The 15,157-nt window shown below is 53.5% G+C and carries 7 protein-coding genes; 4 read left to right on the forward strand and 3 right to left on the reverse strand.

The features are described from left to right. Nucleotides 1–36: 36 nt before the first annotated feature. Entirely contained in the window at nucleotides 37–2,325 is a 2,289-nt protein-coding gene (locus G5B47_RS10095) for a glycoside hydrolase family 66 protein (protein ID WP_165097423.1), read from the reverse strand. A gap of 199 nt (nucleotides 2,326–2,524) precedes the next feature. Beyond that, complete coding sequence (locus G5B47_RS10100) at nucleotides 2,525–8,479, reverse strand: glycoside hydrolase family 66 protein (RefSeq protein ID WP_165097425.1); 5,955 nt, start codon at nucleotides 8,477–8,479, stop codon at nucleotides 2,525–2,527. A 520-nt stretch (nucleotides 8,480–8,999) separates the two neighbouring features. Here G5B47_RS10100 and G5B47_RS10105 point away from each other — a divergent pair. After that, complete coding sequence (locus G5B47_RS10105; RefSeq protein ID WP_165097427.1) at nucleotides 9,000–10,004, forward strand: LacI family DNA-binding transcriptional regulator; 1,005 nt, start codon at nucleotides 9,000–9,002, stop codon at nucleotides 10,002–10,004. Nucleotides 10,005–10,028: 24 nt separating this feature from the next. Further along, nucleotides 10,029–11,717 (forward strand): glycoside hydrolase family 13 protein, encoded by a 1,689-nt coding sequence (locus G5B47_RS10110; protein WP_165097429.1) that lies wholly within the window; start codon nucleotides 10,029–10,031, stop codon nucleotides 11,715–11,717. 144 nt (nucleotides 11,718–11,861) lie between these two features. Here G5B47_RS10110 and G5B47_RS10115 read toward each other — a convergent pair whose 3' ends face one another. After that, nucleotides 11,862–12,692 (reverse strand): MetQ/NlpA family ABC transporter substrate-binding protein, encoded by an 831-nt coding sequence (locus G5B47_RS10115; RefSeq protein ID WP_165097431.1) that lies wholly within the window; start codon nucleotides 12,690–12,692, stop codon nucleotides 11,862–11,864. Nucleotides 12,693–13,073: 381 nt separating this feature from the next. Between G5B47_RS10115 and G5B47_RS10120 the strand changes: the two genes are divergently transcribed. Both G5B47_RS10120 and G5B47_RS10125 read left to right on the forward strand, forming a co-directional pair. Further along, nucleotides 13,074–14,264, forward strand: a complete 1,191-nt coding sequence (locus G5B47_RS10120) for an amidohydrolase (RefSeq protein ID WP_165097433.1) — start codon at nucleotides 13,074–13,076, stop codon at nucleotides 14,262–14,264. A gap of 87 nt (nucleotides 14,265–14,351) precedes the next feature. Then, on the forward strand, nucleotides 14,352–15,092 hold the full coding sequence (locus G5B47_RS10125; protein WP_165097435.1) for a glycerophosphodiester phosphodiesterase: 741 nt from the start codon (nucleotides 14,352–14,354) through the stop codon (nucleotides 15,090–15,092). Nucleotides 15,093–15,157 lie beyond the last annotated feature (65 nt).

Consider the following 15,157-nt stretch of genomic DNA (forward strand, 5'->3'; position numbering starts at 1 on the left):
TACCAAAAATAAAGGGAGGGTTTTGTGCTGCTTTGGTTAATTTTTAACCAGTTTCACGTCATCGATTTGTATGGACGTCGATCCCGGAGAGTTCACATAGAAGCCCGCATCGACCTGCCCTCCGCTCACCGTCACGTCAGCTGTATACTGGCGCCAGATTCCGTCCACCGTAAAGTTGGTGTAGGCGCCGTTAACTTCGAGCCGGGCGGCGGAAGGCTGAGAGCCGTTCGCTGTCGCTTTTACCCAGGCCGTAACCGTATAGCTTCCATTGCTTAGTCCGGTTTTAATCTGATGAACGCTCTGTTGGTAAGCGTTTACATACCAGAAGTAGAGCTTCTTGCCTCCTTCATGAACATCACTGCCGTCAATTCCGTACGCTGCCGCTTGACCGCTTGGATGCCACTCGGTCCACCCGGTCAGATCTCCGCTCTCAAAGCCTCCATTAAGCAGCAGATTCGGCTTTGGCGTAATATAAATCATGTCCCAATATTGCAGGGTCGGCACAGTAAACTGCACATAATTGCCGTATCCGTCGGAACCGGCGGTGAATGGAAGCTGGTAGGTTTTCCCGTTGTCATAGTCCGGCGAAGCATAATTCACCTGTCCTACCGGACCGTTCGTATAATAATATTTAACCGTAACGTTGGTTTGGGGAGACGGTGCGGGTTTGGTCGCATCTTTGTCCCGGACAGCGGTATCGGTAATTCCAAGCTGATTGATCATCTGGATGACTTCGTATCCCTTGCCCGCCTTGGTGAAGGTCCATACCTTGTTGGCATCGGAGCGGGTACTGGAAGCAATGCCGGGCAGCTCCACCCGGTTATTGGTATTCGCCAGGCCATCACGCAGCAGGTTCTCGTAAGCGACGGCAAAATCGTATAGCGCCAGCAGTTTTTTCTTCAATTCATCGTACATGATCAGGTGCTTGTTCGGGAAATATTCGTGATCGAGCATATTAAGGTTGTCACCAAGCTCAAGATGCTGAGCGCCCATGGCGAATATTCCGGCATCGGCCAGCAGCACTGCGGGCGTATTGAAATGACCGGGATTCAAATCCTGAAATTGTTCCTGGTAATTATAGTTCATATATAACGGAAATACGGAGGCTTTTCCGCTGAGCGAGGTCTGCGTATCCAGAACATCCTTGATATTGGACAGATCCCTGTCGTCCCACAGTTCCGTATACATCAGATCAACATTGGCATTCGCCGTATCAGCGTAACCGTAGGTATTCACGTTGTTGAAAATAATCGTCTTGTTCGGCATCTGCGACTTGGCGTTGTTAAGCAGAGAGGCAAAACCGGAGGACTGATTGATCGGATTCCCATTATAGTCGTACTTGCTTGTATCCGGAAATTCCCCGACCTGATCCACATGCCAGCCGTCGAAGGCGAAGGCATTAAAGACATCTTTTTGTCTGCTGATGATGTAATTTTGCCAGCTCGTATTAGCGGGGTTCATGAAATGGATTTTAGAAGTGGCCCAACCGCCCGGCAGCGGGAAGCCCCATTGCGTGGTATGATTCGTATCGGTGTAGATCCCCCATGATGGCTGCACCCCGGATCCGTCTGTGTCGTAACCGTCAAATGCGCCGTACAGCAGATTGTAAGCCATAGCCGACATATTGCTGCTGTGTGCGAAGCTAATGTAATCGGTCAGCGTTTGCTTGTAGATCGTCCGGTTAGCCACATCGTTCCAGGTCGGACTCGGATTTGAAACCGTCCCCGAAAGCGGAATATGATGCTCCCAGTGCCAATCGTAAAATTGCAGCGCGTTAATATGATATTTGGCCAGCTTTTGAATCGTATCCGAAGAAGCGGCGGAGCTTTGGGAATTAAAGACGGACAGATAACCGTAACGAGGGAACTTGGTCCAGGAGGAAGACACATCAGCCGCCGTATTCAGGTTGTCTAGTATATTACCGGACGAGTCCCTGACCCACGCTTCGATCAGATAACCCTGATAATCCGTACTAGGCGGCTGCCAAGAAAAGGTCAGAGTACCCGTTGCGCCGCTACCAAGCGAGAAGGTCTGGGCTTCCGTGCCGACTTCCTGCTCCAGATGCTTGTAATACAAAGTAACGGTCGCATTGCTCAGCGATCCTCCCGTATCATTGGTTAGCTTAGCCGTTATCGTCACCGTCTGGCCGGGATTGTACCGGGGCAGATCCGTACTCAATTCCGTAATCACACTGCCCGCCAAGAAAGCGAAAACCTTGACCTGACTGATTGCAGCAGAGGCGGCAGACAGTATCAGCGCCATCATCACCGTGACTGCCATCATTCGCTTTCCTAAGAACTTCATCGCAGACACTTTACCTTTCATAAAACACCTCATTTTTTAGTTTAATTGATCCTTGGCACTCATAAGAAAGCGTTATCAATCATAGGCATCACCCCTTCCCCAAAAAAAGTAACTCCAGGCTGCGGAATCTTCTTTCTTATTCCATATGCGTATGACCGCAAAAGAAACCGATTCCCTTAGCGGGAATCGGTTCTGTTGGAACTTGGCTGTCGGTATCGATTCAGTTATCCGTCTTGTTCAATAAATTCGCGATCGTCTGGGCCGCCTCCGCCCGTGTAGCCGCCGCTTTCGGCGCGAAGCGTCCATCCGCCTGTCCGGCCATAAGCCCGGCGCTGTCTGCGGCCTGAACCGAGGAGAGCGCCCAGGCCGCAATCTGTCCGCGATCCCGGAACGTCAGGCTCTGCCCGTTCGCGCTCAGACTTTCGCCCGCATGCTTGAACGCTTTAGCCAGCATTACCGCCATTTCCTGCCGGGTAATCTCTGCGCTTGGCGCAAACTCCTCTGCGCTGCGGCCGGCAATGATACCGGCCTCGTAGGCGGCGGCAATGTCAGGAGCGTACCAGGCTCCCGCCGCCACGTCACGGAATGGAGCCGGATCGCCGCTCCGCAGATGGAGCGCTTTAGCCAGCATCGCGGCATACTGAGCGCGCGTGACCTTGACCGACGGCGCAAAGGTGCTGTCCGTCAATCCGTTAATGACATGCTTGGCTGTCAGGGACCGGATCGCGCCGTAAGCCCAGTGGCTTTCCTTCACGTCCGTATAAGACTTGTCGTACGCGAACACGGTGTATCGGCTGAAATGGCTTAAATCCGCGCTTACCGTACGGCCTGCGCCGTCCGCCTTGCCGCCGATGTATTCCCACTGCTTCAAGACTTCATTATAGTAGTAGATTCCGAGAAGCTCGGCAGGGTATCCCTGCCCGTCAACGTTCAGGGAGAGCTGCATTGGACTCTTAAACGATGAAAGCTTCGCAACCTCTCCGTTTGCCTTCGCAAGACCCAGCTGCAAATCGTATACGGAGCCTGCCGCCGCCCAAGGCTTCGCGCCCGGCAGAGCCGCATCCTTGGCCTCGATTTTATGGAAAGAGAGGACAATCTGCGCGCCCGCGGCCAAGTCTCCTTTATTCTCCTCCAGAAGCTGCGCAAGGGTAGCATACCCCACCTCCAAGGCAAAGCCCTTGCCCTGTACAACCAGACTCTTGTCCTTCAACCCGTCCGCGATTGCAGCAGGAATGGCGACCCGGCTGTACTTGCCTTCATCCAGGGCGATCGTGACCTTACCGTTTGCCGCCTGTTCCAAATCCTCCTTCTTCAGCTCCATTGCAGCCGGAGAAGCGCTTGGCGACGGCGACGGCGAAGAAGCGGGTGCGCCGACCGGTGCAGGCGTTGCCGAAGGGGACGGACTCGGCGACGGTGACTGGCTTGGCGCCACGCTTGGGCTAGGCTCAGCACTTGGTACCTGGCCCGGCTCCGTGCCGAAGAGCGGCTGAACGGCCACGGATTCCGGCGCTTTGTCGACATAAATCATCGTCCAATACTTCAGCGAAGGAAGCTCGATGATCAGCTTATCTCCATCCCGGGTGTACTTCAGCTCCTGCGATACGCCGTGACCGGCGTCCGGGGTGGCAGCGTACACTTTCAGGTTCGGAGCCTCTTCCTGTGACATTCCAATGTCGTAGGTCACTTTCAGATTGCTCAGCTGCGACGGCTCATTGGCAGCGTTTCTCCAGTTGTCGTCATTGTTCAGCAGATTGATCAGGTGAAGCACATCATACCGTTCAAAGCCCTCGTTCGAGGCGTTCTTCCGAACGGTCGTCCAGATGGTATCCCGGGCTCCGCTGCCGCTTGTTGGCAGGCTGCTTCCGCCTGCTTCCACGGTTAACGATGCTGCCGGATCGACCTTGCTGTCGAACAGCAGATTTTCATAGGCTGCATTGAATTTGTAATACTCCTTCATGGCTTCCTTGGTGGAGTCCAGCATCTTCTTGCTCTTGTTCGGATAGTACTCGTGGGCAAGCATGCTTGGACCGTCCGCAAAATTCTCGGCCGCGCCGATTTCAATATGCGTTGCTCCCAAAGCGGCCAGACCGGCGTCCATCAGGCGCAGCGAAGGCTCGTTGAAATAGCCTAACGTCAAGCCCTTAATGTTGACAGAACCTGTTCCGCTTTCCTCATCCACTTTGAGCGTCACCGTATGCTTGCCTGCATCCAGATGCGGAACGATGAAATAGCCGTCCTGACTGTAGGTATTGATGTCACTGGTCGGGTCAAAATAGATTCGTCCGGGATTCCCCCCGAGATCACTTGCCCGCACACCGTCAATGTACACGGCGCGGCTCGTTCCCGTTCCTGCGTTGGAGTACGTGTAGATCAACGAGGTTTCGCCAGACTGTGGAACGTTGATATCGAATGATACGGCGTCACTTGGGTGGCCGAAGTTCAAGACGGTATCCTTATACAACACCATTGGTGCCAGGAAGTCCGCATTTTCCGCTTCCAAAGTGCGGGTGAATTCACTGTTGTCCGAAGCAACCTTCAGGCTGTCGAGCACAATCCCCCGGTCGTCGAGCTGGCTTACGGCAATCTTGATGGAATTGAGTCCCTGATTCAAATGGACTCCGTTCTGGCGGGCAGCCGTCCAAGTTTCGCCCTCTGTTTTCGGGAACGATACTTCCTCGGCCTCGGCTCCGTTTACGCTGACTGCTCTCTCCACAGCCGAGTCGGTATTTTTATAGTTCCAATCCAGATTGTAGCTTCCCTCAGCAGGAGCTTTCACATTAAAGGCTACAAAATCTCCGTCTTCGGCAAAACCGCTCACATAACCGGCGGATGCTTTCACTCCCCCAGCCGTTACGGCATTCGCAACCGCATAGTTTACTTCATCGACCAGCAGGCTGCTCAGGTTCGTGTACTGGCCGCTCGACTGCATTTCCACCTTGATCTCGTGAGAGCCTGCGGATAGCGGGGCTTTCACTGTTTTGGCTTTCAATGGGCCGCCCCAATCGGCTTGCGTAACAGGCAGGGCACAGCTGCCGTCGACCACATTGCCGTCAACACTCACCGAAACCACGCTGTCATTGCCGCTGCGATAGAGAATAGAGAAGTCGGAAACGGCCTGATCGGGGTTAACCGTAAAGGTTACAGATTGACCCTTTTGCCCAAAGTCGTCCGTCTTGCCAAACGAAGTATCCAAACTTCCCGTACGGGGAACGACCGGAGCCCAGCCGGTTTCCGCGTCTTCGGCTTCAAGGGTTGTTCCGTTTACACGGATATTGTCCATCTCGATTCCGGTTTCTTCTAGAGCTGCGCTGTCCTTCTTGACTTCGGCCTCATTGGCCGCGCCGGAGCTCAGGAACACATCCTCCGTTGCCGTTCCCCAATTTTCTCCGGTCGGAGCGAACTGGAACAGTCCAACCTTCTTCCCGTCCACATACAAAATGCGTTCGACGGTATCCGCCCCGCCGTTCTTGTACGTAATGGACACCGGATAGCTTCCGGATGCAGGAACAGACGGAAGTTTAAATGCGACATAATCGCCCTGCTGCTTGAAGCTTCGGATATAACCTGCCCCAGCACTCTCGCTTGCTTCGCTTAACCGAATGCCGTGGAGATTCAGATAATCCAAGGGATCTGTCAGTTCCAACTTGATAAAATTCACGCCAGCGTCCAGCTGAATCTCCTGATCCGCAAAGCCCCATTGATTGTTGTTGTTTTCGTCATACCAGCCGTTCTCCGGCAAAGTGGTGCTGTAAGTTCCCAAAACGTCATAGACCGCGTTCGATACGGTAGTCTTCAGCTCGACATTGTTTCCGGAGTGATAGTAGACTCTCAAAGCTGCCTTCTTATTCTTGTCACTATCCGCTTTAAACGTAACGGTGGACCCGGCGTTGTGAGAGTCCGTTCTTGCTTTTTCACTATCCGAGGGACTGGAGACTTTCACTTCACCGGTAAAAGCCACTCTCTCGCTGTCGCCCACCAATATTTCGACAGGCTCCGTAAGTTCGCTTGCAACCTTCTCGATTTCGGTCGCCGATGTCGGCTGCCAGCCGATATCGGCGTTCTCGGCCATTACCCGCTGTCCGTCCAGATTCAGATACTGCAGCTTCATCCCCGGATCGTTCGAAGCCGATTTCAGGGTGATCGTATTGTCGCCCGCCTTCAGATGAACGGCGCCGGCGGGAATTTCCTTGAAGCTGTCCCAGCCGCCCGTAGGCGAAAAGTTCACATCAGGCGACTTGGCTCCGTTAACGTACAGCTCCCGGTTTACAGCCGCGCTGTCCACACTGTAGCTGATTTCCAGCGGATAATCTCCATCGGCAGGGACATTCACATGGAAGGTCACATAATCGCCGTCCGTTTCAAAGTAATACACATTGCCGTACTGATCGACCTTGCAGCTGATTAATTCCGCAAATACGGCGTCGTACTGTTTCGAGTAGCCGCTGCCGTTCTCGACAATCAGGCTGCCCACATTCAGCCACAGATTGTCGGAGGAGAGCTGAAGCTTGACCTCGTTCCGGCCTTTATGCAGCTTGATGCCGGTCACCTTGGCCTCGGCCGTCGGATGACCCCAGCCCGTCTTCTGATCGAATACGATAGAATCGGCCGCAGGCTCGCCGTTGACGGTCAGATAACCTTCCGGACTGCCGCCGTCGTTGCCGTGCCCGTAACGGAGAGTCAATTGATAATCGCCGTCTTCGGGAGCATCGACTGTAAATACGATCTGATCCTCGTCCTTTCGGCCGAAGTCCCCGACCCAGCTCGCCGCCTTGCCGATCCGGGATTGGAACACGACCGTACTCGGAACATCCTTCGCCTCGGAGCCGTCATAATGAACGCCCGTCGCCTGCTTGTAGTTCATATAGCCGGCGATGACCATCCCTTTGCCGCCGTCGGCTTCACGGGTCTGATTCACGACCTCCTGAAGATCCTTGTACTTGTCCTTATCCTGCCAAATTTCGCTGTAATCAAAGTCGGTCTTCGTATCCGGATTCGGCACGGCGCTGTACCCCTGATTGCCGCCGACCATATTGAAGGCCACATGACTTTTATCCTTATTGTTTGCAAGGAGAGCGTCCTTGGTGGAATTGATGATTTTGTCAAAATCGAGCGCGAAGTAGCGCGGAGTGCCGTCGTAGCCCAGCAAATAATCCTTGTCATTGGCTCCCCACTGGTCCAGATGGATGCCGTCGAAGCCGAAATCGTTGACCGCCCGCACATACTCCTTGGTGATGTAGGACCGCCATTCCGGATTGCCGGGGTCTTGCAGATACAGCGCCGTCGGATTCGGCTTCACGCCGTCGAAATAGAAACCGACCTGATCCTTCTCCGGCGTTCTGGGTGCGACGGATGTCTTGTTATACAGCCCCCACTCCGGCTTGACGCCGAAATCCTCATAATGCTCGCGCGCCGCATAGTTCATTTCGTAGGCCATCGCCGCCGATCCGTATTTCTGGGCCGCCGAGACGGACTGCTTGACGGTCAGCGGAAACAGCAGCCGTCCGAGCAGATCCGTATAGCTCGAATCCGCGTTAACCGGCTCCGTAATGAAGTTGCCGTCCTTGTCCTTTAGCGGCTTTCCGTTCGCGTCCGTCTTCGAGTAGACAGATACGTCATGGCGCCACATCCAGTCATAGAACTGGTAGCCGTTCAGATAATACTCCCGGGAGAGCTGCTTCAGCTTGGCGTCGCTCTCCGCCGCCGTTTCCTTCGGAAAATCGGCTACATAGCCGTATCTCGGAAAATGCGTCCAGTCACTGGAAACGTCAATGGCCGCAGTCACATAATCGCCAGAAACCGCGCCCTCGGTCCAGGCCTTGGCGAGATAACCAGTGAAATCGCCCGCGGGCGGTGTCCAATCCACCTTTAGTTCGGCGCTTCCGTCTTTCAGTACGGTCAGGTCTTTGACGCCTTCCGCAATAAGCGTGTTGAGCTTATAAATTTGCACATAAAGCTTCCCGCTCCAGTCTGCGGATTGATTCAGCGTAAGAATGAGTTCGGCGGGTTCCCCCGGAGTAAAACGGGCCTTGGATGGAACCATCTGCAGGATTCGATGTTCAGCCTGCTGGTCCTCCCCCGCGGCAGCTGCAGCTGAATTGCGGGCATAACCGAGCGTGCAGGTCTGAACCAGCAGAAGCAGCAGACAGAAATACACAATCGCCTTTTGGCGTTTCATGAGCTTTCCTCCTTGTCGGTGATAATAGTCGGGCTAACAACGTAAACGTTTACCTAAATGCGTTTATTATTCGTCTGGTTCTCTCCTTCCTAACCTCCTTCATTTCCAGAGCCGGAATGTAAACGTTTACGTAAAATTACGCAAGCATCTCTGTTCCCCGGTTGTTCATGCAGCATGCACCTGGCGTAAACGCTTACCACGAATATATCTCCAGATATTTCTTTTGTCAACGCATGGTTTCCATTCGATTTTGACCCCTGTTTATTTCGCGTTGACAAATACAACCTTTCCCCTTATTATCGGAGTAAGCGTTTTCGTAAGGTGGAGATTTTTTTAAAATATAAGAAAGTATAAGCTTCGCGCTTATCATTTGCCTTATATTTCTACGAGAAACGATACCTGAAGGCGATACTTGTATCGCCACTTCGGAAGCTTGCGCTCCTAACAGGACGGCGCAGCCGTTTCTTCTTGCTTATTAACGTAAACGTTTAATCTAAATCGGTCGGGACTTGATTTCACTATGAATCCAACGATTAAAGATGTGGCCCGGAAGGCGAATGTTTCCATCGCCACTGTCTCGAGAGTGCTGAACAATCTGCCGGGATACTCGGACAAAACAAAGCAAAAGGTGTTTCAGGCCATCGAAGAGATCGGCTATCAGCCCAATGCCATCGCCCGGGGGCTCATCAACAAGCGGACCCACACGATCGGCGTGATGTTTCCCAGCGTATCCAGCGCGTTTTCTTCGGATGTTCTCCAGGGAATTGAAGCGTCCGCCCATGATCATAATTACAGCGTCGTCGTATGCAATACCGATTCGGACGGCAAACGGACGATGAAGTATTTGCAGGTGCTGCGGGAGAAGCAGATTGACGGGCTTATTTTTTCCAGTGAGGTGTTAAAAAAGGAATACTACGCCGTGCTGGAGCGAATGAACATTCCGGTTGTGCTAATTTCCTCCGAGTCGCGCTTTGTCAAGGTTCCGTATGTAAAGGTCGATGATTATCAGGCCGCATTCGACGCCGTCGAATACCTGATTCGCAAGGGCCACCGGAAGATCGCCATGATCGGCGGAACCAAAAATGATACCATCGCCGGAATTCCCAGAGTGGAAGGATATAAAAAAGCGCTTGAGGAGCACGGCCTTCCGTTTAAGCCAGGCTATCTGGCCTACGGCGATTTCGGATTTCTCAGCGGCTGCCATGCGATGGAGACATTGTTAAAGACGGCACCGGATTGTACGGCATTGTTCGCGGCCAGCGACGAAATGGCGATTGGCGCCATGACGGCCGCTGCTAAGCACGGACTCAAGATTCCGGACGACCTGTCCGTTATGGGATACGATGATCTGAGGCTTGCCCAAATGGTGGTTCCACCCTTGACTACGATCAGCCAGCCTCTCTGTGAGATTGGCAAAATCGCCTGCGAAAAGCTCATTTACATGATCGACACGCAAGAAAACGTCAACAGCCGAATCGTCACCCATTCGATTATCGAAAGACAGACGGTGCGGACACTTCCCTAATTAATCTGGCAAAGGAGAATGGCAATGGAGAGAAAATGGTGGAAGGAAAGCGTAGTTTATCAAATCTATCCCCGAAGCTTCAAAGACAGCAACGGCGACGGAATCGGCGATCTGCAGGGGATTATCTCCAAGCTGGATTATCTGAAGACGCTCGGCGTGAACGTCGTCTGGCTGTGTCCCGTGTACAAGTCGCCCAATGACGACAACGGATACGATATCAGCAACTATCAGGATATTATGGACGAATTCGGAACGATCGCCGATTGGGAAATGCTGCTTCAAGGCCTGCACGACCGGGGGATGAAGCTGATTATGGACCTTGTCGTGAACCATTCCTCCGATGAGCACGCCTGGTTCGCGGAATCCCGCAAATCGAAGGACAATCCGTATCGCGATTATTATATTTGGCGTCCGGGCAAAGATGGCCGGGAGCCGAACAACTGGGGCTCTTTCTTCAGCGGTTCGGCCTGGCAGTATGATGAAGCGACAGACGAATACTTCCTCCACCTGTTCTCCAAGAAGCAGCCCGACCTGAACTGGGAGAACGAGCAGGTGCGCCGGGAAGTCTACAATATGATGACCTGGTGGCTGGACAAAGGCATTGACGGCTTCCGGATGGATGTCATCAATCTGATTTCCAAAGTTCCCGGGCTTCCAAGCGTGCCGGTTGAAGACGGCGAGAACCGGCCGTATCACTTCGGCGGCGACTATTTCGTCAACGGTCCGCGCGTGCACGAATATTTGCAGGAGATGAACCGTGAGGTTTTGTCCAAGTACGACATTATGACCGTCGGAGAAGCGGTCGACGTTACGCCGGAGGACGCGGCTCTATATGTCGGCGAAGACCGGGACGAGCTGAGCATGGTATTCCATTTCGAGCTGATGGGCGTCGATTCCGGCCCGGGCGGCAAATGGGACTGCAAGCCATGGGTGCTGAAAGACATTAAAGACATCATCACCAAATGGCAGACCTTGCTGAGCGGCAAGGGCTGGAACAGCCTTTATTTGAATAATCACGATCAGCCGCGGATGCTATCCAGATTCGGCAACGATACGGACTATCATAAAGAATCGGGCAAAATGCTCGCCACCCTGCTCCATACGCTTCAAGGCACGCCATACATTTATCAGGGTGAAGAAATCGGCATGACCAACGTGAAGTTCGATTCGATCAGCCACTATAAAGATATTGAAATCATCAATATGCATAAGGAATACCTGGAAGCGGGCCATAAGGAAGAGGACATCATGAACTCGATATACATCAAGGGCCGCGACAACGGCCGCACGCCGATGCAGTGGAGCAGCGAGACGCAGGCCGGGTTCACCACCGGCACGCCTTGGCTGGCGGTCAATCCGAACTATACGGAAATTAATGTAGAGAACGCTCTGGCCGATCCGGACTCCATCTTCCATTATTACAAGCGGCTCATTGAGCTGCGCAAAGAGCATGACATTATCGTGTACGGAGAATACAAGATTGTGGCGGAAGAGAATGAGCGGGTATATGCCTACCAGCGCGCACTCGGCAGCGAAAGACTGCTCGTGATCCTGAATTTCTTCGGCGAGTCCGCAAGCTTCGAGCTTCCGGCGGAGATCGGCATCAGCGAACCCGAGCTGCTCATCGGCAACTATGATGTTGACCGGGCAGAAGATGTCCGCAGTCTGGAGCTTCGTCCATATGAAGCCAGAGTTTATAAATTTACGGTTTAAGCCGCTGCAAGCGGAAGGGGGGGTGTCCGAAGTCAACAAACATGACTCGGGACAGCCCCCTTTTTTTCAATCCATCGTTCATTCAGCCGTTTCGAAATCATTCAACGCTGCGGTCTTTCGAAAGAAAAATCCCCTGCCGGCTGCTTAGTTGCTGCTCCAGGCTACCGGCTCGATAAAGCCGTCATACTTGTCCTGGGATTTGATGTAATCCTCGAACTCCTTCGATTCATAGGCCGCTTTCAGATCCTTCGCCCACTGCGCATTCTCGTCCGCTTTATTAATCGATACGATAATGCGGTGCTGTTCCGGCGTATCCTCGATTTTGAGCGCTTCGGTAATTTTGCGTTTAGCATTGGCGATATAATTGCCGTTGACCACACCGAAGTCCACATCCTTCAAGGATACGAGAATCTGCGCCGAATCCAGCGCCTCCAACTGGAGCGTGAATTTGCCCGGTTCCACACTTTCGAGGTTAAAATCGGTCGTCCCGGCATTCGGTTTAACTTTTACCCATCCCAGACCTTCAAGAATACGGACGGCGCGCTCCTGATTGACCGGATCATTGGGCACGGCGATAACGGAACCGTCTTTCACTTCGTCCAGCGAAGTATGCTTCACCGAATACAGCCCTTGCGGAGCGCTCGGCGAGAAGGTAAGGGCGGTCATTTCCGTGCTCAGCTCCTTGTTGATTCCTTCCATGTAAGCCGTGCTTTGGAACACGCTGGCATCAATAGAGCCTTCCTTCATCGCCGGGTTGACCTGCATGTTCTGGGAGAATGTCTTGATGTCCACCTTATAGCCCTTCTTTTCCAGAATCGGCAGAACGCCATTGCGGAACTGATCTTCATAGGTGCCCACGCCGAAACCTACGACAATATCCTTTTTGTCCGCATCGGACGCCGTTTTGTTTCCGCAAGCTCCCAGTGTCAAAGACATCCCGATTAATACCACAGCCGCGATTTTTTTAAGTTTCATGTTCCAATAATCCCCTTTTCTCTGTGTAAAATAAATTGAATTACGCAATGCCTGCAGCGGCCGGAATAGCCCTCGGCATATGTATCCCAGCTGATGCCTTCGCTCGGATAATCGGTTTCTCCCCCTTCTCTCTCTGCTGCATCCATCAATAATCATTAACGAGCTAAATTAAAGTTAACTCATCGGATTAATGCATTATTGATTCGAGTTGTATGATAGCATGGGCAAATTTGATTGGTCAATGAAAAAAAACAATAAATTTCAAACATAGATTATAGCTATTGACATCGCCTCCCCATTTGCCTTAACATCCATTTGTTATTTCAAATCGGAAAACTATGATTTATTATTAAAAGATTCTAGCCCAAGGGAGAGATAACAATGACCGAACCATTTGCTATAGGATCGAATAAGGAACTCACCGAGAAGCTGGTACAGGCCAGAAGGGAGCTTCATCGTCATCCCGAGCTGGCAGAGGAAGAATATGAAACAACCGGAAAGCTCAGACAATGGCTGGCCGGGGCCGGGATCTCCATTCTGGATCTTCCGCTTAAGACCGGGCTGATTGCCGAGATCGGCTCCGGCGAGCCGAAGGTGGCGCTTCGCGCGGATATCGACGCTCTGCCGATCGCAGAGGAGACTGGACTGCCCTTCTCCTCCGCCATCCCCGGTAAAATGCACGCCTGCGGCCATGATTTCCATACGGCGGTCATTCTCGGGGCGGCTTACTTGCTTAAATCCCGCGAGCGGGAACTGCAAGGCACCGTCCGCATCCTGTTCCAGCCGGCGGAGGAGACCGGCGCAGGCGCTCCGGCCGTTCTGGCATCCGGCGGCCTGTCCGGCGTGTCCGCCATCTTCGGGCTTCATAGCAATCCCGATTTGCCGTCAGGCTCATTCGGCACGCGAACCGGCGCGCTTACGGCGGGAGTCGACCGCTTCGTCATTGCCATCCGCGGGACCGGGGCGCACGCCGCCCAGCCCGAACGCGGAGAAGACTCGATTCTCGCCGCAGCCCATATCGTCACCGCTTTGCAATCGATAGCCAGCCGGCTGACGCCCGCCGGAGAATCGGTCGTTGTCAGCGTAACGCGGATTAACGGCGGAACGACCTGGAACGTCCTCCCTGAACTCGTAGAGCTGGAAGGTACGGTAAGAACGCACAACGAACAAATCCGCAGCCGGATACCCGGGCAAATCCGGCAAATTATCAATGGCATCGCGGCAGCTTCGGGCACCTCTGCAGAGCTGAAGTGGATACCGGGACCACCGGCGACAGTCAATAGCGGGCGCTGGGCGGATTTCGCCAAACAGCAGGCGGCGGAGTTCGGCTATAGCGTTCACGATCTTGCTCCGCAAATGATTGGAGAAGATTTCGCCTACTACTTGCGGGAGATTTCCGGCGCCTTCGTAAACATCGGCACGGGAGGAACGTACAGCCACCATCACCCGAAGTTCGATACCGACGAATCCGCCCTGCTTCCAGCCGCGCAGTATTTCGCCGGACTCGCCGAGGCCGCGCTGAAGGAATTGGTCCATTTCCCCGGCATAACGCCGTTGCGGCCAAGAGCATGAAATGAAATTTTTTACTTTCCGCTTATTCTCCCGAATCAAAGTTGATCTATAATAAAAGGCAGAAATTAGGAGACGGAGGAATGAGCGGTGGCAAAAATATTGAATTTCGCGCACCGGGGCGCTTCGGCGGTATGCCCGGAAAATACGATGGCGGCCTTCCGCCGAAGCCTTGAGCTTGGCGCGACGGGCATCGAAACCGATGTGCAGATGACCCGGGACGGGCAGCTTGTGCTAATCCATGATGAATCGCTGGACCGGACAACTAGCGGCAGCGGTTATGTAAAGGACAAGACGCTCGAAGAGCTGCGGTCGCTGGATGCGGGCGCCTGGTTCGGGAACGGCAGCTTCGCGGGAGAGAAAATTCCGCGGCTGGAGGAACTGCTGGAGCTGCTGCAAGGCAGGGACACGGTCCTTAACATTGAGCTTAAGAACGGTATCTTTCCGTACCCGGGGATGGAGGAAAAAGTGATTGCCGCCGTCCGGGCTTACGAGATGAGCAGCCGGGTCATCATCTCCAGCTTCAATCATTATTCGCTCGCTTACTTCAAGACGCTGGCTCCGGACATCAAGACGGGCATTCTGTATATGGAAGGCCTGTACCGCCCCTGGGATTACGCCGCTACCGTGCGGGCGGAGGCGCTGCACGCGTATCATCTGGCGGTGCTGCCGGAATTCGTGCGGGACGCGGAGCGAAACGGCGTCGTCTATCATCCGTTCACGGTGAATGATCCGAAGCGGATGGAGTTTCTGATCGATGCTGGAGTAGCCGGCATCATCACAGACGTCCCCGATGTCCTTGCCGGGCTGCTTGAGCGTAAAGGCAAATAATTGGAATGAAAGTCCGGTTCCCGTAATGGGCAGCCGGACTTTTTGCATATTTACAGCCTCCTCCA

Origin of the sequence: Paenibacillus apii, from assembly GCF_011043685.1 — a bacterium.
GTDB lineage: Bacteria > Bacillota > Bacilli > Paenibacillales > Paenibacillaceae > Paenibacillus_AQ > Paenibacillus_AQ sabinae.